This is a genomic window from Variovorax sp. efr-133-TYG-130 (assembly GCF_030208835.1).
In the GTDB taxonomy this organism is placed as follows: Bacteria; Pseudomonadota; Gammaproteobacteria; order Burkholderiales; family Burkholderiaceae_C; genus Variovorax.
The window spans coordinates 1-1,343 of sequence record NZ_JARVTD010000041.1 but is presented as its reverse complement, the minus strand read 5'-3'; the positions used below and the strand labels follow the sequence as shown (position 1 = coordinate 1,343).

General features: G+C 70.4%; 1 protein-coding gene. It reads left to right on the top strand.

Going from position 1 to position 1,343, the window contains the following annotated elements; all coding sequences use genetic code 11:
* On the top strand, nt 1-1,343 hold a 1,343-nt coding region (locus tag QRN67_RS30520; RefSeq protein ID WP_285414864.1), incomplete at both ends, for a condensation domain-containing protein.

Here is a 1,343-nt window from a genome sequence, read left to right as displayed (position 1 = left end):
GCCTGAGCCAGGCGGAGCTCGAGCGCATCGAGCAGCAGCACCCCGCGCTCGAGGACATCCTGCCGCTGTCGGCCCTGCAGCAGGGCCTGCTGTTCCACGCCATGTACGACGAGCACGAGGCCGACGCCTACGTCGTGCAGATGGCCTTCGAGCTCACGGGCCCCCTGGACGCTGGCGCCCTGCACGCCGCCACCAGCGCACTGCTGCAGCGCCACGCACACCTGCGCGCCGCATTCCTGCACCAGGACCTCTCCGAGCCCGTGCAGATCATCCCGCGCCAGATCACCCTGCCCTGGCAGGACATCGACCTCACCGCGCTCGATGCACCCGAGCGCGAGGCCCGCCTGGCCAGCTTCCTCGAACAGGACCGCCTGCTGCCCTTCGACCCCGCCCAGGCTCCGCTGCTGCGCTTCGCACTCATCCGCCTGGGCACCCAGCGCACCCGCTTCGTCTTCACCAGCCACCACATCCTGCTGGACGGCTGGTCCATGCCGATCCTGCTCAAGGAGCTGTTCGCGCTGTACGCCAGCCGCGGCAACCCCGCCAGCCTGCCTCCAGCCACGCCCTACCGCAACTACCTGGCCTGGTTCAAGCAGCAGGACCGCGCCGCCGCCGAGCAGGCCTGGCGCGAGGCACTCTCGGGACTGCAGGAGCCCACCCGGCTCGTCACCACGCAGGCCTCCACCTCGGGGCGCCAGTCCTCCTTCGCCTTCAGCCTGCCGCAGGCGCTGACCGACGCCCTCACCCGCCAGGCACGCCAGCACAGCCTCACCCTCAACACCCTCATGCAGGGCGCATGGGGCGCGCTGCTGGCGCGCCTGACCGGGCGACAGGACGTGGTCTTCGGCATCACGGTCTCCGGACGCCCGCCCGAGCTCGCAGGCGTGGAGGCCATGGTGGGCCTGTTCATCAACACCCTGCCGCTGCGTCTGCAGTTCCAATCCGATGAGCCCGCCGCGCAGGTCCTCGCACGGTTGCAGGACCAGCAGTCCTCGCTCATCGCGCACCAGCACCTGGGCCTGTCGGACATCCAGCGCATCAGCGGCTTCAGCACGCTGTTCGACACGCTGTTCGTCTTCGAGAACTACCCCGTGGACCCCAGGGGGCGCCAGCCTTCCTACAACGGCCTGGAGATCGCTCGCGCCGGTGGCAGCGGGGGCGACACCACCCACTACCCGCTGAGCATCGCGATCATCCCCGGCGCCCAGCTGCAGCTGCGCGTGGGCTACCGGCCCGACCTGTTCGAGCGCGAAGCGGTCGACCAGCTCGTGGCCCGGCTGCAGCGTGTGCTCGAGGCGATCGCCGCCGATCCCGCACAGCCCATCGGCGCCATCGAGATCCTC